The sequence below is a fragment of the Streptomyces mexicanus genome, from assembly GCF_902506575.1.
GTDB classification, from domain to species: Bacteria; Actinomycetota; Actinomycetes; order Streptomycetales; family Streptomycetaceae; genus Streptomyces; species Streptomyces mexicanus.
In genome coordinates, this window is the sequence record NZ_LR732544.1 from 6358454 (window position 1) to 6377078 (window position 18625).

Below are 18625 nucleotides of genomic sequence, written 5' to 3' on the forward strand. Positions count from 1 at the left end.
TATAGGGGAGGGGTGTGGAGGCGAGCCAGAGTGGGCGGCCGGGATTGGGTGCGGCGTCGGGGGCGCGGGGGCGGGCCGGAGGTAGCGTGGAAGGGGCGGGGCGGGCGGTGGGGGGGGGGGGGGGGGGCGGGGGGGCGGGCGGGGGCCCGGGCGGGCGGGGCCGGGGGGGGGGGCGGGGGGGGTGTGGGGGGGGGGGCGCCGGCGACCCCCCCCGTGCCCCGGCCCGAGCGCGGCGGCGCGGGCAGCATGGCCGGCTCGCTCGCCACCGAACGCGAGCAGCGCCCGCTGTACGCGACGTACGGCCTGATCCTGGCCACCTTCCTCGGCACCATGGGCCTGCCGCACGTCGTGGTCCGCTTCTACACCAGCCCGCACGGCGTCGCCGCCCGCCGCACGACCGTGGCCGTGCTCGCCCTGACCGGCGGCTTCTACCTGCTGCCGCCCCTGTACGGCGCGCTCGGCCGCCTCTACACCCCCGAGCTGGCCCTCACCGGGAACGCGGACGCCGCCGTGCTGCTGCTGCCCGGCCGGATGATCGGCGGCGTCGGCGGCGACCTGCTCGGCGCGCTGGTCGCGGGCGGCGCCTTCGCCGCGTTCCTGTCCACCGCCTCCGGGCTGACCATGGCGGTGGCCGGCGTCCTCACCCAGGACGTGCTGCCCTCCCGCGGCGCCCTGCCCGCCCGCGGGGTGCGGCACTTCCGGCTCGGCACGGTGCTCGCCATGGCCGTCCCGCTCGCCGCCAGCGTCCTGGTCGGCGGCCTGCCCGTCGCCGACGCGGTCGGGCTGGCCTTCGCGGTGTCCGCCTCGTCGTTCTGCCCGCTGCTCGTCCTCGGCATCTGGTGGCGGCGCCTGACCCCGCCCGGCGCGGCCGCCGGCATGCTCGCGGGGGGCGGCGGCGCGCTCGTCGCGGTCACCGCGACGATGGCCGGCCTGACCGACACCGGGCCGCTGCGCACCCTGCTCGCCTGGCCCGCCCTGTGGTCGGTGCCGCTGGGCTTCCTCACCATGGTGCTGGTCTCCCTCGCCACCCCGGGCCGGGTACCGGACGGCACGGCGGCCGTCCTGGCGCGGTTCCACCTGCCCGAGCAGCTGCGCGCCGAGGCCACGCCGTGAGCGGGTTCCTCGCCGGGCTGTGCGTGGCCGTGCTGCCGCTGCTCGCCGCCGGGTTCTGGCTCGGCCGGCGCACCGCCCGCCCACCGGGCCCGGGCGACCTCGGCACACCCGTGGAGCACGCCACCTTCCAGACCCTGCACACCGCCTCGCTGGCCGCGCCACCGCTGCGCGCCGGGCTGACCGAGGAGACCGCCCGCAAGTCCGCCCGCCGGCTGCGCTCCCTGCTGGGCACCGACGCGCTGTGCCTCACCGACGACATGCGCGTGCTGGCCTGGGACGGCGTGGGCGCCCACCACCGCACCGAGATCATGGACCGGCTCGCCGGACCGCTCGACACCGGCCGCGGCGAGGCCTTCGAGCTGACCTGCGGCACCCCCGACTGCCCCGTGCGCTGGGCCGTCGTCGCCCCGCTCACCGTGGACGACCGCGTGCACGGCGCCCTCGTCGCCTGCGCGCCCCGCGAGTCCGCCGTCCTCGTCCGGGCCGCCGCCGAGGTCGCCCGCTGGGTCTCCGTGCAGCTGGAACTCGCCGACCTCGACCGCTCCCGCACCCGGCTCATCGAGGCCGAGATCAGGGCCCTGCGCGCCCAGATCTCCCCGCACTTCGTCTTCAACTCGCTCGCGGTGATCGCCTCGTTCGTGCGCACCGACCCCGAGCGCGCCCGCGAGCTGCTGCTGGAGTTCGCCGAGTTCACCCGCTACTCGTTCCGCCGGCACGGCACCTTCACCACGCTGGCCGACGAACTGCACGCCATCGAGCAGTACCTCTCCCTGGCCCGGGCCCGCTTCGGCGACCGTCTCGCCGTCACCCTGCAGATCGCTCCCGAGGTGCTGCCCGTCGCCCTGCCCTTCCTGTGCCTGCAACCCCTGGTGGAGAACGCCGTCAAGCACGGCCTGGAGGGCGGGGCCGGCACCTGTCACATCCGCATCACCGCCCAGGACGCGGGCGCGGAGGCGCTGGTCGTCATCGAGGACGACGGCGTCGGCATGGACCCCGGGCTGCTGCGCCGCATCCTCGCCGGAGAGGACAGCCCCTCCGGCGGCATCGGGCTGTCCAACGCCGACGACCGGCTCCGCCAGGTCTACGGCGACGACCACGGCCTGGTCATCGAGACCGCGCCGGGAGCCGGCATGAAGATCACCGTCCGGCTGCCGAAGTACCAGCCGGGCGTGCACTCCGCAGGGCGGCTGGGACAGCTCCCGCGGGACTGAGCGCGCTCAGGGCCGGGACCCGCCGTGGGTGAGCACCATGCCGAGCGTGATCAGCCCGAGCACCACCCAGCCGAACCACAGCCAGCCGTTGCCGCCGAGCGCCACCGTGTACGCCGTCACGACGACCAGGGCGCCCACCGTGAGCGCCCCCATCGTCCTCGTGGCACCGTCCGTCGAACCGGGCATCGCAGGCACCTTCCTCGTGGGCGGATCCGCGTGGGCCGATTCCCTCCATGGTGCCGCGATTCCCCCGACCGGGCGGCACCGGTGCGGGGGAATCGTTCGAAGAGGTGTTCCTTTGTGGCCGGGTGCGGGCCGGTCAGTTCCCGCGGGCGTTGAGCGAGGCCAGGTAGGCGTTGTACGCCGCGAGTTCCTTGTCGCCGTCGCGGTCCGCGGCCCGGTCCTTGCGCTTGGCCTGCCGCTGCTCGGAGCGGTACCACTGGAACAGCAACGCCAGCAGCACCAGCACGGAGGGGACCTCGCTGAACGCCCAGGCGATGCCGCCGGCCGCGGTCTGGTCGGACAGCGCCTCGATGCCGAGCGAGGCCGGCGGGTGCTTGAAGGTGTCCACCATGGGCGTGGACGCCATCATCAGCGCGATCCCGAAGAACGCGTGGAACGGCATGCCCGCGAACAGCTCCAGCATCCGCATCAGGTACCCCGGGCGGTGCGGCCCCGGGTCGATGCCCATGATCGGCCAGAAGAACGCCACGCCGACCGCGAGGAAGTGCACCATCATCGCGATGTGCCCGGCCTTGGACCCCATCAGGAAGTCGAACAGCGGAGTGAAGTACAGCGCGTACAGGCTCGCGATGAACAGCGGGATGGTGAACGCCGGGTGCGTGATGACGCGCACGTACCGGCTGTGCAGCAGGGCCAGCAGCAGCTCCCGCGGCCCCTTGCGGCCCCGGCCCGCCACCGGCAGAGCCCTGAGCGCGAGCGTGATCGGGGCGCCCAGCAGGATGAGGATCGGCGAGAGCATGCTGATCACCATGTGCTGGACCATGTGCACGCTGAACATGACCATGCCGTAGTCGTTCAGCCGGGTGCACATCATCAGGAGCACGGTCAGCACGCCGACGACGTACGCCACCGTCCGGCCCACCGGCCAGGAGTCACCGCGCCGCAGCAGCCGCGCCACCCCCCAGCCGTACAGCGCGAGGCCGAGCAGGCAGGCGACGAGGAAGAAGGGGTCCGTGGACCACTGCAGTCCGCGTCCCAGCGTGAACGGCGGCAGATCCATCATCATGCCGTGCCCGCTGTGATCCATCCGCCGGCTCCTGATTCGTGGGGGTGTGTGCTGTCACGACCACAGCTGGGGGCATCCGCAGCTGTCTGTCCGCACCCAGAGTAGAGCCGCCCCCGGCCGCGACCGCGACCGGGGGCGGGCGAGGCGCCGGGTGTCCTACAGCACACACTCCGCTTCGGCGTAGCGGTCCGCGGGCACCGTCTTCAGGGTCTCCACGGCCTCGGCCAGCGGCACCGTGACGATGTCCGTGCCGCGCAGCGCGGTCATCCGGCCGAACTCGCCGCGGTGCACGGCCTCCACCGCGTGCCAGCCGAACCGGGTCGCCAGTACCCGGTCGTAGGCCGTCGGAGTGCCGCCGCGCTGGACGTGCCCGAGGATGACCGGGCGGGCCTCCTTGCCCAGGCGCTGCTCCAGCTCCACGGCGAGCTGCCGGGCGACACCGGCGAACCGCTCGTGGCCGTAGATGTCCTTGCCGCCCTCGTCGAAGTCCATCGTGCCCGGCTTGGGCTTGGCGCCCTCCGCGGCCACCACGATCGCGAACCGCTTGCCCGCCGCGAACCGCTCGCCGACCTTTCGCGCCAGCTCCTCGATGTCGAAGGGGCGTTCGGGGACGACGATGGCGTGGGCGCCGGCCGCCATGCCGGACTGCAGCGCGATCCAGCCGGTGTGCCGGCCCATGACCTCCACGATCAGCACCCGCTGGTGCGACTCGGCGGTGGTCTTCAGCCGGTCCAGGGCCTCGGTGGCGACGGTCACGGCCGTGTCGAAGCCGAACGTGACGTCCGTGACGGCGATGTCGTTGTCGATCGTCTTGGGCACGCCGACGATGGGCAGGCCGCTGTCCGACAGCAGCCGGGCCGCCTTGAGCGTGCCCTCGCCGCCGATCGGGATGATCGCGTCCAGACCCAGCTCCGCAACGTGGCCCTTGGCCCGCTCCACCCCGTCCCGCAGATGCTCCGGGCGGACCCGGGAGGAGCCGAGGATGGTGCCGCCGCGGGCCAGGATGCCGCCGACCGCGTCGAGGTCGAGCTTGAGGTAGTCGCACTCCAGGAGGCCCTTCCAGCCGTCCCGGAAACCGATGACCTCGTCGCCGTGGTCGGCGACGGCACGGTGCACGACGGACCGGATGACGGCGTTCAGGCCGGGGCAGTCACCGCCGGACGTGAGGACACCAATGCGCATAGCCCGAATTACCTTCTCCACATGGGCACGGGACCGGACCGCGCTGTCCGGCTCGATCCCCGCCACCCTAGCGGCATCCGGGGGCGGCTCCGCACCGTGCGTCCGCCTGCTGGACGGCCCCGCTCACCTGTGCGGACGGCGCGTCAGACGGGCTGTGCGCGCCGTACTGACGGGCCGGTGCCGGCGCACGGGCGGGAGAGCCCCCGCCCGTGCGCCGCCGCGCAGCCCTGTTCACGCGGGCCGCCGCGCAACGGTGCTCTCACACGGGCCGCTGCGCTGCTGTGCTCACGCGGGCTGCTGCGCGGCCGCGATGCGCTCGTTGCGCAGGGCCTCGTACCAGCGGTCGTCGATCGGCGGCAGCGCGTTGACGTCCAGGGCCAGCTTCAGCAGCAGGTCCGCGATCTGCGGGTTGCGGGCCAGCACCGGACCGTGCATGTACGTACCGAAGACGGTGTCGTTGTACGCGCCCTCCGTGCCGTCGCCCGTGCCGTTGCCCCGGCCGATGCGCACCTGGGCGAACGGCCGGGCGGTGGGACCGAGGTGGGTGACGCCCTGGTGGTTCTCGAACCCGGTCAGCGGCGGCAGCCCCAGGCGCGGGTCGATGTCCGCCAGCACGTCGCCGACGCACCGCTCGCCCTCGCCGCGCACCGACACCACGTCCAGCAGGCCCAGGCCCGGCTCGCGCTGGCCGAGGTCGTTGACGAACTCGTGGCCGAGGATCTGGTAGCCGGCGCAGACGGAGAACACGATCGCGCCGTTCTGCACCGCCTGGTACAGGTGGCCGTCGCGGCGCAGCCGCTCCGCGGCCAGCCGCTGCGGCCGGTCCTCGCCGCCGCCGATCAGGTAGATGTCGCCGGAGGTCGGGATCGGCTGGTCGCTGCGCACGTCGAGCCGGGCCACGTCCAGGCCCCGCTGGCGGGCCCGGCGCTCCACGACGAGCGCGTTGCCCTGGTCGCCGTAGGTGCTCAGCAGGTCCGGGTAGACCCACACCAGCCGCAGTTGGTTGTCGCTCATGAAGTGGTCCGTCCTTCGGGGTCAGTTGCCGACGCGGCGGCGCAGGTCCTGGAACGCGGTGTAGTTGGCGATGACCTCGATCCGGCCGGGCGGAGCCTGCTGCACGGCCTGGTCGAGGTTGTCGCAGACCTGGAAGTGCTGGTTGGCGACCTCCAGACGCACCGCGAGGTCCAGCTTCCGGTCGCCGATCACGAAGAGCGGGTGGCCGGTCAGACGGGTGTAGTCCACGTCCCACAGCCAGGAGGTGTCGGTGCCGTCGGCGCTGCGCGCGTTCACGGACAGGATGACCGGAGCGGGCGCCGGGTCGATCAGGGAGAACGTCTCCAGCCAGCCGGCTGGGTTCTTCGCCAGCAGCAGGCGCAGGTCGCGCCCCTGGAACTGCACGACGTCGTAGCGTCCGGCGACCGCCTGCACCTGGTACATCCGCTCCAGCGCGACCTGCGGCGGCACCCCGAAGACGGCGGCGACGGCCGCGGAGGAGGCGGCGTTGGCCTTGTTGGCGCGGCCGGGCAGCTGCAGGTGGATGGGCCAGGCGGAGCCGTGCGGGTCCAGCACGTGGTCACCGGAGAGCGCCCAGCTGGGCGTGGGCCGGCGGAAGCCGCACTCGTTGCAGTACCAGTCGTCGCCGGGGCGCTGCATCACGCCGCCGCAGGACGGGCAGGACCAGGCGTCGTCCTTCCACATCTGCCCCGCGGCGACCCAGATCACGTTGGGGGAGGAGGAGGCGGCCCACACCACCAGGGGGTCGTCGCAGTTGGCGACGATCACGGCCTTGGACCCGGCCAGGCCCTCGCGCCAGTTCTCGGCGAGCATCCGGGTCTCGGCCGCGCGGTCCAGCTGGTCGCGGGAGAGGTTCAGCAGCGCGATGCACTTGGGGTCGGTGTCCCGGGCCACGCCCGCGAGGTACTTCTCGTCGACCTCGATCACGCCGTACCGCGCGTCCGAGCCGCCGGCCAGCGCCGAGGTGATGCCGGCGGGCATGTTGGCGCCGAGCGCGTTGGAGACCACCGGGCCGGCGGCCCGCAGCGCCTCCGCGATGAGCCGGGTGGTGGTCGTCTTGCCGTTGGTGGCCGAGACCAGGACCACGTCCAGGTTCTGCGCGAGCCGCCGCAGCAGTTCGGGGTCGAGCTTCAGGGCCACCCGGCCGCCGATCACCGAACCGCTGCCGCGCCCCGCGGCGCGGGATGCCGCAGCGACCGCCTTGCCCGCGGTCACGGCCAGCTTGGCCCGCGGCGTGAGCGGGTCCGAGTTGCCTGCCATCAGTTCTCGATCCTCCTTGCGTACGCGCCGCGCCTGAGCCGGTCCGGCAACGGTGTGGGCCTCAGCCTATCGAGATCCGATCGTGCTCCCGAATTCCGCCGCCGTCACGGCGCCCGCGCGCCGGTCGCCGTCCACCGGGACCGTACCCTTGCCGCCATGCGACACGGCTCGATCCCGGGCGCCCGCGGGCGCGTCCGGCCCCTCACCCTGCTCGGCGATCCGACCCTGCACGCGCCCTGCCGCGAGGTCACCGCCTTCGGCCCGGAGCTGGCCGCGCTGGTGGAGGACTTGTTCGCCACGATGTACGCGGCGCGCGGGGTCGGCCTGGCCGCCAACCAGGTGGGCGAGGACCTGCGCGTGTTCGTCTACGACTGCCCCGACGACGAGGACGTGCGGCACCTGGGGCACATCGTCAACCCCCGCCTGGTGGAGGTGGACGGGGTCGTGGTGCGCGGCCCGGAGGGCTGCCTGTCGCTGCCCGGCCTGGAGGCCGGCACCGAGCGGTACGACCACGCGGTGGTGGAGGGCTTCACGGCGGCCGGGGAGCCCGTCACCGTGCACGGCACGGGCTTCTTCGCCCGCTGCCTGCAACACGAGTGCGACCACCTGGAGGGCCGCCTGTACGTGGACCGCCTCACGGGCCGGCGCAGGCGCAAGGTACTCCGCCGGGCGGCGAGGGCCCCGTGGGGCCGACGCGCCTGAGACGCCACCGGCCGACTCCCGCTCCGGCGCCGGGGCAGGCTCGAAACCCCAGGGCGGGGCGGGCTCAGAACCCCGGGCCGCCCATCTTGTCGCCGGCCGCGGCGAGGCGGCCCCACAGCAGGTCGGCGAGGCCGCGGACCAGCTCCGCGCGGGAGCAGGGGCGCTCGCCCAGCCACCAGTCGCCGGCCGCGTGCATCATGCCGACGATGCCGTGGCCCCACACCCGGGCCAGCTGCTGGCTGTCCGGCCCGAGGTCCAGGCGCTCCTCGATGACCTGGGCCAGCTCCTCGCCCATGCGGCGCAGCAGTGGCGCGGAGTGCTTGCCGACGTCGAAGCCCTGGTCGCCCCCTTGGTCGCCGCCCTGGCCGCCCTCGGCCGGGTGCATCAGGAACCGGTACACCTGCGGGCGGGCCTCGATGGCCGCGAGGTAGGTGTCCAGGGTGGACTCCACCCGCTCGCGCCGCTCCGCGGGCGCGTCCAGCGCGGCCCGCAGCGAGTCGAGCAGGGCGTCGGTGTGGCGCTGGGCCAGGGCCGCGTACAGGCCGCCCTTGTCGCCGAAGTGGCGGTAGAGGATCGGCTTGGTGATGCCGGCCTCGGCGGCGATGGCGTTCATCGAGGCCTGCGGGCCGTCGCGCAGCACCACTCGGTCGGCGGCCTCCAGCAGCTCGCGCCGTCGGCGGTCGGCGGACCGCTGCTGGTCGGTCCGCTGCGTGGTGTCCATGAGCTCTCCCCACCCGTGCTGATTCGGTGACGCCTGCGCAACGTAACACTGACCGGCCCCCGGACCTCGAACGGGCTGCCCGCGCACCTGCGGGATCGCGCGGGATTTGACTTTTCCTACTCGCGGGTAACACAGTACGGTTACCGCAAGTAACACTCGGGTGTGCCACTGGAGGGGTCATGGCGGAGTTCACCATGGAACTCAACGACGAGCAGAAGGAGGTGCGGGACTGGCTGCACGGCTTCGCCGCCGACGTGATCCGCCCGGCCGCCGCCGAATGGGACGAGCGCGAGGAGACCCCCTGGCCGATCATCCAGGAGGCCGCCAAGGTCGGCATCTACTCCCTCGACTTCTACGCCCAGCAGTACTTCGACCCCACCGGCCTCGGCATCCCCATGGCCATGGAGGAACTGTTCTGGGGGGACGCCGGCATAGCCCTGTCCATCGTCGGCACCGGTCTGGCCGCCGTCGGCGTCCTCGCCAACGGCACCGAGGAGCAGATCGGCACCTGGATCCCGCAGATGTACGGCGACGCGAACGACGTCAAGGTCGCCGCGTTCTGCTCCTCCGAGCCCGACGCCGGCTCCGACGTCGCCTCGATGCGCACCCGCGCCGTGTACGACGAGGCCAAGGACGAGTGGGTGATCAACGGCACCAAGACCTGGGCGACCAACGGCGGCATCGCCAACGTCCACGTGGTCGTCGCCTCCGTCGACCCCGAGCTCGGCTCCAAGGGCCACGCCTCCTTCATCATCCCCCCGAACACCCCCGGCCTCGCCCAGGGCCAGAAGTTCAAGAAGCACGGCATCCGCGCCTCCCACACCGCCGAGGTGATCCTCGACAACGTGCGCGTCCCCGGCTCCTGCCTGCTCGGCGGCAAGGAGAAGCTGGACGAGCGCCTGGCCCGCGCCCGGGAGAAGGCCAAGAAGGGCGGCGAGCGCGTGAAGAACGCCGCGATGGCCACCTTCGAGGCCTCCCGCCCGGCCGTCGGCGCGATGGCCGTGGGCACCGCCCGGGCCGCCTACGAGGTCGCCCTCGACTACGCCAGGACCCGCGAGCAGTTCGGCCGGCCCATCATCGACAACCAGGGCGTCGCCTTCCAGCTCGCCGACATGCGCACGCAGATCGACGCCGCCCGCCTGCTGGTGTGGCGCGCCTCCTGGATGGCGATCAACGGCAAGCCGTTCACGGCCGCCGAGGGCTCGATGTCCAAGCTGTTCGCCAGCGAGACCGCGAAGAAGGTCACCGCCCAGGCCATCCAGATCCTCGGCGGCAACGGCTACACCCGGGAGTACCCGGTGGAGCGGATGCACCGCGACGCGGCCATCTACACCATCTTCGAGGGGACCAGCGAGATCCAGCGACTGGTGATCTCCCGCACGATCTCGGGCATGCCCATCCGCTGACCGTGCCCGGGCGGCCGTGCCGACGGCGCCCGTGGCGGTGCCCCGCTGCCGCGTCCGCGGCAGCGGGGCACGCCGATCGCGCTATCGGTGCCGGAGGGGGGTCAGCTGCTCGATGTCGTAGCGCTTGCGCAGCGCCTCGATGGCCTCGTGGTCCGGCGGGCCCCCGTCGCCGAGGATCTCCAGGAGTTCCTCGAAGTACCGCTCGTGGTCCGGAGGCGGGGACGCCTGGAAGAACATCTTCGCCGGCGTCTCCGTGGGGTTGGCGAACGCGTGCGGACAGCCCGGGGGCACGACGATCACCGTGCCCGGGGTCGCCCGCACCACGCGCCGCCCCGAGGGGGACTCCCACTTCTGCCAGTGGTCGGGGGTACGGATCCGCGGCTCGAAGGCGAGCACGTCCAGCTCGCCCTCCAGCACGTAGAACAACTCCTCGCTGCGCGTGTGCACATGGGCGCCCACGTCGAACCCCGGCGGGACCTCCACCTCGAAGGTGGAGGCCATGCGCGAGTGCGAGCCGGTCACCTTGAACGTCACGCGCTGGGCGGGGGTCTGGACGACACGGCCGTGGCCGGGCGGCACCAGCAGCCCCTCGCCCGGGGTGAGCGGGGAGTCCCCGACGCCGGTCGTCACGGGTTCGTCGGTCGCCGTCATCGGCCTCACCACGCCACGGGCAGTGCTTCGGGCCCGCGGATCAACGCGCCCTTGCGGAACGGCACCTGATCGGGCGGCACCGCCAGCCGCAGCGCCGGCAGCCGGTCCAGCAGGGCGTCGACCAGCAGCTGCGACTCCATCCGGGCCAGCTGCCCGCCCGGACAGTAGTGCGGGCCGAAGCCGAACGCCACGTGCGGGTTGGGACTGCGCGAGAAGTCGATCCGCTCCGGGTCCGCGAAGACCTCCGGGTCGCGGTTGGCGGCCAGGTACGACACGTACACCGCGTCACCCGCCCGGATCCGCACCCCCTCGATCTCCACGTCCTCCAGCGCGATGCGGGACAGCCCGACGGCGTTGCGGTGCGGGATGTAGCGCAGCAGCTCGTCGATCGCCTGGGGGCGGATCGCCGGATCGGCGCGCAACCGGTCGGCCAGCTCGGGACGGGTCAGCAGGATGTAGAACATCTGCCCGCTGTTGTTGGTGACCGCCTCGCCGCCGATCTGGAGCAGCACCGCCAGCCCCACGGCCTCCGCCACGCTCATCTCACCGCGCCCCACGGCGGCGCCGAGCAGCGAGGCGACGTCCTCACCGGTGCTGTCGGCGCGGGCGTCGATCAGCTCCGTGAAGTAGGCGCCCATCTCCTCCTTGGCCCGCTCGCTGACGTCCGCGCCGTGCGCGGAGGACAGGATCAGCTGGGTCCAGGTGTGCATGGCTTCCCGGTCGGCCGGTGGCACGCCCATCAGCTCGCAGATCACCGCGATCGGGAAGGGACTGAGCACCGCCGCGGTCAGGTCGGCCGGCGGACCGGCGGCCTCGAGCGCGTCGACCAGCTCGTCCAGCATGCGCCGGGCGCTCTCGCGCACCCGCTCCACGCCCCGCGCCGTGAACGCGGGCGCCACCGCGCGGCGCAGCCGGGTGTGATCGGGCGGGTCCAGGAAACCGACCGCGCCGCGACTGGGGATGAAGTGCGGGGCCAGCCGTGTCACCTGGCGGTCCATCACCGCCTCGCGGCTGAAGCGGGGATCGTTGGTGACCGTGCGCACGTCCCGCATCCGGGTCACCAGCCACGCCCAGCCCTCGCCGTTGGGCAGCTCGATGCGGGTGACCGGCCCCTCCTCCATCAGATCGGCCAGCACCGGGTCGAAGTCCACCCCGGTCAGGTCGAGCGCCGGCCAGTGCCGCACCGGCGGCAGGGAGGCGGTGTCCGGATCCGCGGTGGGTGTCGTCGCGGCCGGCGGCCGTGCGAGGAGGGCGCACTCGGCCCGTTCCTGCTCCACCGGCGGCCCCGCGGGCAGCGCCTCGTCCACGGCCGCCTGCTCGACCAGCGGCTCCGCGGTCATGCCGCACCTCCGTCCTGCCAGGTGCCCAGGGACATCTCCGCGGTGATGCCCGGCCCGAACCCGGCGAGCAGCCCGCGGTCGCGGTGCTGGGCGCCGCCCTCGTCGAACAGCCGGCGCAGCGCGTCCAGGACGACGGCGCTGGCCATGTTGCCGTACTCGGTGAGCGTGGCCCGGCTGAACCGGAACGCGTGCGGCTCGACGTGCAGGAACTTGCTGAGGTCGTCCAGGATGCGTGGCCCGCCCGCGTGGATGACGTAGAAGTCCAGGTCGGACGCGTCCCACTGGTTCAGCTTGGCCAGGTCCTGCAGGGCCGGGGCGAGCGGCTCCATGGTGGTGGGCACCCGCTTGTCCAGCAGGAAGTGGAAGCCCGTCTCCCGGACGTCGTACGCGATCCAGTCCTCGGTGTTGGGGATCAGGTACGAGCCGTTGCGCTCCAGGCGCACACCGGTGCCGCCGGTGCCGCGGACCACGGCGGCGGCGATGCCGTCACCGAACAGGCCGTTGGACAGCAGGGAGCCGACACCGAGGTCGGTGGGCTGGTAGCACAGCGAGCAGAACTCGCAGGCCACGATGAGCGCGTTGGCCTCCGGGTAGGCCGTGCAGAAGTCGTGGGCCCGGTTGATCGCCGCACCGCCCGCCGCACAGCCCAGCTGGGCGATGGGCATCTGGCGGGTGGTCGAGTCGAAGCCCATCTCGTTGATCAGCCACGCCGTGAGCGAGGGCATCATGAAGCCCGTGCACGAGACGTAGATGATGACATCGATGTCCGTGGCCAGGACCTCCGCGTCGTCCAGCGCCCGCTGGATGACCGCGGGGACCCGGGCCTTGGCCTCCTGCTCGTAGAGCTTGTTGCGCTGCTCGAAGCCCGGGTGCTTCAGGGTCTCCTCGATGGGTTGCACGATGTGCCGGGTGCGCACGCCGGTGTTCTCGATCAGCCGGAGGGCCAGCGGGAGTTGCGGGTGGTCCGCGTGGCGGGAGCGCGCGAGCTCCAGCGTTTCCTCCATCGTGATCACGTGCTCTGGTACGGACACCGAAGGTCTGCACAAAGTCGCCATGAGCCGTGCCTGCTTTCGCCTTCCGGAAGGCCGGTAGCCCCCCGGTCAGAGGGTGGTGCACCCAGAAGGGTGGTCCAACCACGATCACCCGGGAGAGCGACGATCTCTCGCGGGACTACTCCGTTCCGGGGAGGCCCGGACCGGCCCGCGGAGCGCTCACGCGGGCTTCGAGGCGCCCGCAGGCACCGCCGTGAAAGGGATGAAGTCGCAGGTCAGGGCCATTTGGTCAGCTGTGCGGGACGCCTGGAAAGGCAGGCACTGGGTGCCGTCCGCCGAGGCACGCCGAGCCAGGCCGTGCGCGCCGTGGACCCGGCTGGACGGCGCCCGGACGAGCGGGCCGGCCGCGGCCCGCACGCGGCGCCGCGGGAGTGCGGGACGAGCGGGGGCGCGACGGCGCGAGGGCGGTGGCACGACGAGAGCCCTGGGCGCGGCAGCGATGGCATGACGGGAGCCCAGGGCGCGACGGAGCCGGGGAAGGCGGCTTTGGGGAGGCGGTGCGGCGAGAGCCGGGGGATGCTGTGGGGCAGAGGCCTGGCGCGTGGGCCGGGCGAGGAGGAGGCGCGGTACGCGCCGTCCCGGCCACTACCCGGACGCCGCCCCGCTGCTGTGCGCGATGCAGGCCACGTCGATCCGGTCGGCCAGCTTGGCCAGCTCGATGGTCAGCGCGGCCACCGTGTCCTCGTCGAGCCCCTCCTGCCCGGCCTCCACCAGGCGCAGCCACCGGCCGCCCACCGTCCGCAGCAGCTTGCTCACGTCGGCCGCGGCCACCTGCAACGTGCCGCGGTCGTCGACGATCAGAGGGAGAGTCACTTCGCGGTTCACACCAGCGATCGTAGCCGCGGAACCCTCACGCTCCGTGCCATACGGTGGTGATGTTGCAGAACTCGCGGATTCCGTGCCCGGACAGCTCACGCCCGTATCCCGACCGCTTCACCCCGCCGAACGGGAATGCCGGGTGCGAGGCGGTCATCCCGTTGACGTACACCCCGCCGGCCTCAAGGTCCCGCACGAACCGGTCGACCTCGCTCTCCTCACGGGTCCACACGTTCGAACTCAGACCGAAGGGCGAGTCGTTGGCGATCAGGATCGCCTCGTCCAGGTCCTCCGCGTGGTACAGCGTGGCGACCGGGCCGAACGCCTCCTCGCGGTGGATGCGCATCTCGCGGGTGACACCGCTGAGCACGGTCGGCGGGTAGAACCAGCCGGGCCCGTCGGGCCGCTCACCGCCGCACAGCACCCGCGCTCCGCCGCGCCGGGCGTCGTCGACGAGTTCCTCCAAATCGGCCCGGCCGCGCTCGCTGGACAGCGGCCCGACCTCGGTCTCCTCCCGCATCGGGTCGCCCATCCGCAGCGCCTGCATACCGGCCACGAAGCGCTCGGTGAAGGCGTCGTAGACGTCGGCGTGGACGATGAAGCGCTTGGCGGCGATGCAGGACTGGCCGGTGTTCTGCACCCGCGCGGTCACCGCCACCTCGGCGGCCCGGTCGAGGTCGGCGGAGGGCATCACGACGAACGGGTCGCTGCCGCCCAGCTCCAGCACCGTCTTCTTGATCATTTCCCCGGCGGTGGAGGCCACCGCGCGCCCCGCCGGTTCGCTGCCGGTCAGCGTGGCCGCCTTGACCCGTTCGTCGCGCAGGATGTCGTCGACCGCCGCGGAGCCGATCAGCAGGGTCTGGAAGCAGCCCTCGGTGAAGCCCGCGCGGTGGAACAGGTCCTCCAGGTACAGGGCGGTCTGCGGCACGTTGGAGGCGTGCTTGAGCAGGCCGACGTTGCCGGCCATCAGCGCGGGTGCCGCGAAGCGGACCACCTGCCACAGCGGGAAGTTCCACGGCATCACCGCCAGCACCGGGCCCATCGGCCGGTAGCGGACCAGTGCCCGCACGCCGCCGGAGTCCTTCACGTCGGCCTCGGCCGGCTCCTCGTCGGCGAGCAGCTCCTCGGCGTGCTCGGCGTACCAGCGCATCGCCTTGGCGCACTTCGCGGCCTCCGCGCGGGCCTGCGTGATCGGCTTGCCCATCTCGGTGGTCAGCACCCGGGCGATCTCCTGCTGGTCCTCCTGCAGGAGATCGGCGGCCCTGTTCATCAGCCGGGCCCGCTCGGCGAAGGACGTCGTGCGGTAGGTGCGGAACGTCGCCTCGGCGAGCTGCAGGCGGCGCTCGATCTCCTCCTCGTCCATGGCCTCGTACGTCCGCAGCGTCTCGCCGGTGGCCGGGTTCACCGTGGCGATGGACATGGCTGACCTCCCTGGCAGCGGGCTTGATTCGACCTTCGCGCGCCGCGGTGGCCGCCGCAACGCGTGGTGCCTTTTCAGGGCGAGTGCTCAGCCAGCCGGTCCAGAAACGCGGCCTGCGCCGTGACGATCACCTCGCGCGCCCTGTCCACGGACAGCCACGCCACCCGGTCCAGCTCCGGGAACTCCCGGGTGCGCCCGGAGCGCGGCGGCCACTCCATCGCGAACGTGCCCGGGGTGATCGCCGCCGGGTCCAGGTCGCCCTCGACCGCCCAGACGGTCACGATCTTGCCGCCCCGCTGGCGGACCTCGCCGAGCGGTACCGCCCGCCCGTCCGGGGGAGGCAGGCCCAGCTCCTCCTGGAACTCGCGGCGGGCGGCCTCGTAGGCGGGCTCGTCGGGGTCGTACTCGCCCTTCGGCACCGTCCAGGCGCCCGCCTCGCGCCGGGCCCACAGCGGGCCGCCCATGTGCCCGAGCAGGACCTCAAGGCCCTCTTCGCCGGTCCGGTCGGTGACCTCGCCGGTGCGGCGGGCCCCCCCGCCGGTCCCTCCGGTGCGCCGGTACAGCAGCAGGCCCGCGCTGTGCCTGCCGCGCCCGCCGCTCACGGCCGCACCCCGGGGTGCGCGGCCAGCAGCATCTCCACGGTGTCCGCCTCCTCCGGGCGCTTGTCCTCGCGGTAGCGCACCACCCGGGCGAAGCGCAGGGTGACGCCCGCCGGGTAGCGGGTGGAGCGCTGCAGGCCGTCGTAGGCGATCTCGACGACCAGCTCGGGGCGGACGACCACGCCCCAGGTCCGTTCCTCCACGGCGAGGTCGCGCAGCCGCTCGGTCTGCCAGGCGAGCATCGCGTCGGTCATGCCCTTGAAGGTCTTGCCCAGCATGACGAAGCCGCCCTCGGCCGTGCGGGCGCCCAGGTGCAGGTTGGACAGCCGGCCGGCGCGGCGCCCGTGGCCCCACTCGGCGGCCAGCACCACCAGGTCCAGTGTGTGCACCGGCTTGACCTTCAGCCAGGCCGCGCCGCGCCGGCCCGCGCTGTAGGGCGCGTCGAGCGCCTTGACGACGACGCCCTCGTGGCCGCGCTCCAGCGTGTCCGCGAGGAACCGCTCCGCCTCCGCCACCTCCTCGGGTCCGGACACCACGGTCCGCCTCACCCGCATGGGCTCGGGCACCAGCCGGGCCAGCTCGGCGTGCCGCTCGGCGAACGGCAGGTCGAGCAGGTCGCGGTCGCCCACCGTCAGCACGTCGAAGAAGACCGGCGAGACGGGGACCTCCTCGGCGGCCGTGGCCACGTCCAGCCGGGAGCCGACCCGCCCGGCGGTCTCCTGGAACGAGCGCGGCCGCCCGTCGGGGCCGAAGGAGATCACCTCGCCGTCCAGGATGAACCGCTCGCCCGGCAACCCCAGCGCGGCAGCCGTCACTTCGGGCAGCCGGGCGGTGATGTCGTCGAGCGTGCGCGTGTGGATCCGCACCGTCCCGCCGTCCCGGTGCACCTGGACCCGGATGCCGTCCAGCTTCTCCTCCACCGCGCAGGCACCCAGCTTCTCCACCGCCTCGGCCACCGAGGAGGCGCTGTGCGCCAGCATCGGCAGCACCGGACGGCCCACGGTGAGCCGGAACCGCTCCAGCGCGGCCGGGCCGTCCGCCAGCAGCGCCTGCGCCACCGTCTGCAACGACCCGGCCAGCATCACCGCCCGCCGGACCTCGGCCGCCGGCGCGCCCGTCGCCCGGGCCAGCCCCTCCACGGCGACCGCGTCCAGCGCCCCCTGTCGCACCTCCCCGGTGAGCAGCCCCAGCAGGAACCGCTGCTCGTCCTCGGTGGCCGCCCCCATCAGCTCGCCCACCAGCCGTGCGCGCTCGGCCTGCGCGCCCGGTCCGGAGACCTTGCCCAGCTCGCCGAGGCGGGCGTCCACCTCGCGCACGGTCAGGGTGGGCTCGGCCGCCGGCGGCACCCGGCGGCCGAGCACCTTCCAGCCCACGCCGAGCCGCCCCTGCGGCAGCCGACCGGCCAGATACGGGATCACGACCGGCACGTCCTCCGCCTCCGCCTGCCGGAACAGCTCCGCGAGCAGAGCGGTCTTCCGGGACCGCGCCGAGGTGGCCGCGACCTCCCGTGACACCTGTGCCAGGCGGGCGAGCAGCATGCAGTCATGGTGCACCGCAGGGCACCGATCCACACCTGCGCGTGCGCCGCCACCGCTCCGCGGCCGTGTGGGGCGGCCTTCCCCGCGTGCGCGCGCTCCGGCTCCGCGTCCGCGCGGGTGGTCACCGGTCTGCACTCGTGCGCCTGGCTCACGGGCCGCGTGGCGCGGGACAGCGCCGCGCCCGCGCGCTCCGGCTCCGCGTCCGCGTGGTGCGGCCTCCGGTCCGCGCCCGCGCGTCATGGCTCCGCGTCCGCGCGGGCGGTCGCCGGTCTGCCCGTGCGCCCGGCTACGCGTCCGCGTGGTGCGGCCGCCGGCCGGTCTACACGTGCGCGGCGCTGTCCCGCGCCACGGCGGCGTCCAGGTCGGCGAACAGCAGCTCGCCGTTGATCGCCGCGCCGGCCCGGTAGCCGCGGCTGGCCGCGTTGATCACCTGCTCGGCGAAACCGCTGGCGTTCCCGGCCGCCCACAGGCCCGGCACGGTCGTCAGGCCCCGCTCGTCGATCACCGGATACGCCCCGAACGGCGTCTCGCGCAGCTCGGCGCCCAGCCGGACCAGAAGGTCGGTGCGCGGCAGCGCCCGCGGCGCGGCGAACAGCACCTCCCGGGCGTGGAACCCGCCGTCCTCCGCGGGGGTCTTTCCGGCGAGCCGCACCCCGGCGAGCCGGTCGTCCTCGACCACCAGCTCCGCCACCCGGCCGGGCACCACGCGCACCCCCGCCGCGGCCAGCCTGCGCAGGTCGTCGTCGCTGACGTCCGCCTCCGCCACCTCGTGCAGGAAGAGGGTCACGTCCTTGGACCACTGGGTGACCATCAGCGCCTGGTGCACGCTCAGCGGGCTGGTGGCGAGCACCCCGAAGGGCCGGTCGCGGACCTCCCAGCCGTGGCAGTACGGGCAGTGCAGCACGTCCCGGCCGAACCGTTCCACCAGGCCCGGCACCGCGGGCAGCTCGTCCTTCAGGCCGGTGGCGACGACCAGGTGCCGGGCGTGGACGGCGCGCCCGCCCGCCAGGACCACGCCGAACCCGCCCCCGCCGTCCCGGACGGCGTCCACCGCCCGGTCCCGCACCAGCGCGACCCCGTAGCGCGCGATCTCCTCCCGGCCGACGGCCAGGAACTCGGCGGGCGGCATGCCGTCCCGGGACAGGAAGCCCTGCATGTGCGCGGCGGGCGCGTTGCGCGGCTCACCGGCGTCGACGACCAGGGTGCGGCGCCGGGAGCGGCCCAGGACCAGCGCGGCGGACAGCCCGGCCGCGCCGCCCCCGACGACCACCACGTCGTACCTCTCGTCGTACTCCTCGCCGTGCCTTGCGCCGTTGTTCTCGGTCATGGTGACCACCTCCGCCGACGACGG

16 protein-coding genes and 2 pseudogenes are annotated in these 18625 nt (G+C 73.6%); 4 read left to right on the forward strand and 14 right to left on the reverse strand.

Annotated elements, in window-relative coordinates:
* Positions 1-213: 213 nt before the first annotated feature.
* Together GV126_RS28410 and GV126_RS28415 are read left to right on the forward strand one after the other, a co-directional pair.
* Positions 214-1113, forward strand: a pseudogene (locus tag GV126_RS28410) (sodium:solute symporter family transporter); the annotation flags it as partial.
* Positions 1110-2324 carry a sensor histidine kinase gene (locus GV126_RS28415; RefSeq protein WP_159672102.1) on the forward strand — a complete coding sequence of 405 codons (1215 nt, stop codon included), beginning with the start codon at positions 1110-1112 and terminating at the stop codon, positions 2322-2324. The pseudogene GV126_RS28410 and the gene GV126_RS28415, both read left to right, overlap by 4 nt.
* A 6-nt stretch (positions 2325-2330) precedes the next feature.
* Here GV126_RS28415 and GV126_RS28420 read toward each other — a convergent pair whose 3' ends face one another.
* The 5 genes from GV126_RS28420 to GV126_RS28440 form a co-directional block, all read right to left on the reverse strand.
* Positions 2331-2510: a hypothetical protein gene (locus tag GV126_RS28420; protein WP_028423250.1), complete on the reverse strand. Its 180-nt coding sequence runs from the start codon at positions 2508-2510 to the stop codon at positions 2331-2333.
* A 133-nt stretch (positions 2511-2643) separates the two neighbouring features.
* Positions 2644-3594 (reverse strand): cytochrome c oxidase assembly protein, encoded by a 951-nt coding sequence (locus GV126_RS28425; RefSeq protein ID WP_159672103.1) that lies wholly within the window; start codon positions 3592-3594, stop codon positions 2644-2646.
* A 135-nt stretch (positions 3595-3729) separates the two neighbouring features.
* Positions 3730-4755, reverse strand: a complete 1026-nt coding sequence (locus tag GV126_RS28430; protein ID WP_159672104.1) for a 6-phosphofructokinase — start codon at positions 4753-4755, stop codon at positions 3730-3732.
* Positions 4756-5040: 285 nt separating this feature from the next.
* Complete coding sequence (locus tag GV126_RS28435) at positions 5041-5769, reverse strand: type 1 glutamine amidotransferase (RefSeq protein ID WP_028423253.1); 729 nt, start codon at positions 5767-5769, stop codon at positions 5041-5043.
* Positions 5770-5790: 21 nt separating this feature from the next.
* On the reverse strand, positions 5791-7029 hold the full coding sequence (locus tag GV126_RS28440) for a MurT ligase domain-containing protein (protein ID WP_159672105.1): 1239 nt from the start codon (positions 7027-7029) through the stop codon (positions 5791-5793).
* Between the two features lie 156 nt (positions 7030-7185).
* Here GV126_RS28440 and def point away from each other — a divergent pair, with 156 nt between their 5' ends.
* Entirely contained in the window at positions 7186-7731 is a 546-nt protein-coding gene (gene def / locus GV126_RS28445) for a peptide deformylase (protein WP_159672106.1), read from the forward strand.
* A 64-nt stretch (positions 7732-7795) separates the two neighbouring features.
* Here the strand turns inward: def and GV126_RS28450 are convergent, their stop codons facing one another.
* Positions 7796-8452 carry a TetR/AcrR family transcriptional regulator gene (locus GV126_RS28450; RefSeq protein WP_159672107.1) on the reverse strand — a complete coding sequence of 219 codons (657 nt, stop codon included), beginning with the start codon at positions 8450-8452 and terminating at the stop codon, positions 7796-7798.
* A gap of 179 nt (positions 8453-8631) precedes the next feature.
* On the opposite strand from GV126_RS28450, the gene GV126_RS28455 reads away from it, so the two are divergent.
* Complete coding sequence (locus GV126_RS28455; RefSeq protein WP_159672109.1) at positions 8632-9858, forward strand: acyl-CoA dehydrogenase family protein; 1227 nt, start codon at positions 8632-8634, stop codon at positions 9856-9858.
* A gap of 81 nt (positions 9859-9939) precedes the next feature.
* Here GV126_RS28455 and GV126_RS28460 read toward each other — a convergent pair whose 3' ends face one another.
* The 8 genes and pseudogenes from GV126_RS28460 to GV126_RS28495 all read right to left on the reverse strand — a co-directional run bounded on the left by GV126_RS28460 (position 9940) and on the right by GV126_RS28495 (position 18601).
* A complete protein-coding gene (locus GV126_RS28460; RefSeq protein ID WP_159672111.1) occupies positions 9940-10509 on the reverse strand; it encodes a cupin domain-containing protein in 570 nt (189 codons plus the stop codon).
* A 5-nt stretch (positions 10510-10514) separates the two neighbouring features.
* On the reverse strand, positions 10515-11849 hold the full coding sequence (locus GV126_RS28465; RefSeq protein ID WP_419796009.1) for a cytochrome P450: 1335 nt from the start codon (positions 11847-11849) through the stop codon (positions 10515-10517).
* Positions 11846-12913 (reverse strand): annotated as a pseudogene (locus GV126_RS28470) (type III polyketide synthase); the annotation flags it as partial. The gene GV126_RS28465 and the pseudogene GV126_RS28470, both read right to left, overlap by 4 nt.
* Before the next feature lie 573 nt (positions 12914-13486).
* Positions 13487-13726, reverse strand: a complete 240-nt coding sequence (locus GV126_RS28475) for a DUF6213 family protein (RefSeq protein WP_028423261.1) — start codon at positions 13724-13726, stop codon at positions 13487-13489.
* Between the two features lie 25 nt (positions 13727-13751).
* Positions 13752-15137, reverse strand: coding sequence for an NADP-dependent succinic semialdehyde dehydrogenase (locus GV126_RS28480; protein ID WP_159672114.1), 1386 nt, complete (start codon positions 15135-15137; stop codon positions 13752-13754).
* A 74-nt stretch (positions 15138-15211) separates the two neighbouring features.
* Positions 15212-15739, reverse strand: coding sequence for an NUDIX hydrolase (locus tag GV126_RS28485; RefSeq protein WP_236570142.1), 528 nt, complete (start codon positions 15737-15739; stop codon positions 15212-15214).
* Positions 15736-17274 carry an ATP-dependent DNA ligase gene (locus tag GV126_RS28490; RefSeq protein WP_159672115.1) on the reverse strand — a complete coding sequence of 513 codons (1539 nt, stop codon included), beginning with the start codon at positions 17272-17274 and terminating at the stop codon, positions 15736-15738. Before GV126_RS28490 ends, GV126_RS28485 begins: the two co-directional genes overlap by 4 nt.
* 319 nt (positions 17275-17593) lie before the next feature.
* The gene (locus GV126_RS28495; protein ID WP_159672117.1) at positions 17594-18601 is read right to left on the reverse strand and encodes an NAD(P)/FAD-dependent oxidoreductase; all 1008 of its coding nucleotides are present in this window, start codon (positions 18599-18601) and stop codon (positions 17594-17596) included.
* Between the last annotated feature and the right edge of the window lie 24 nt (positions 18602-18625).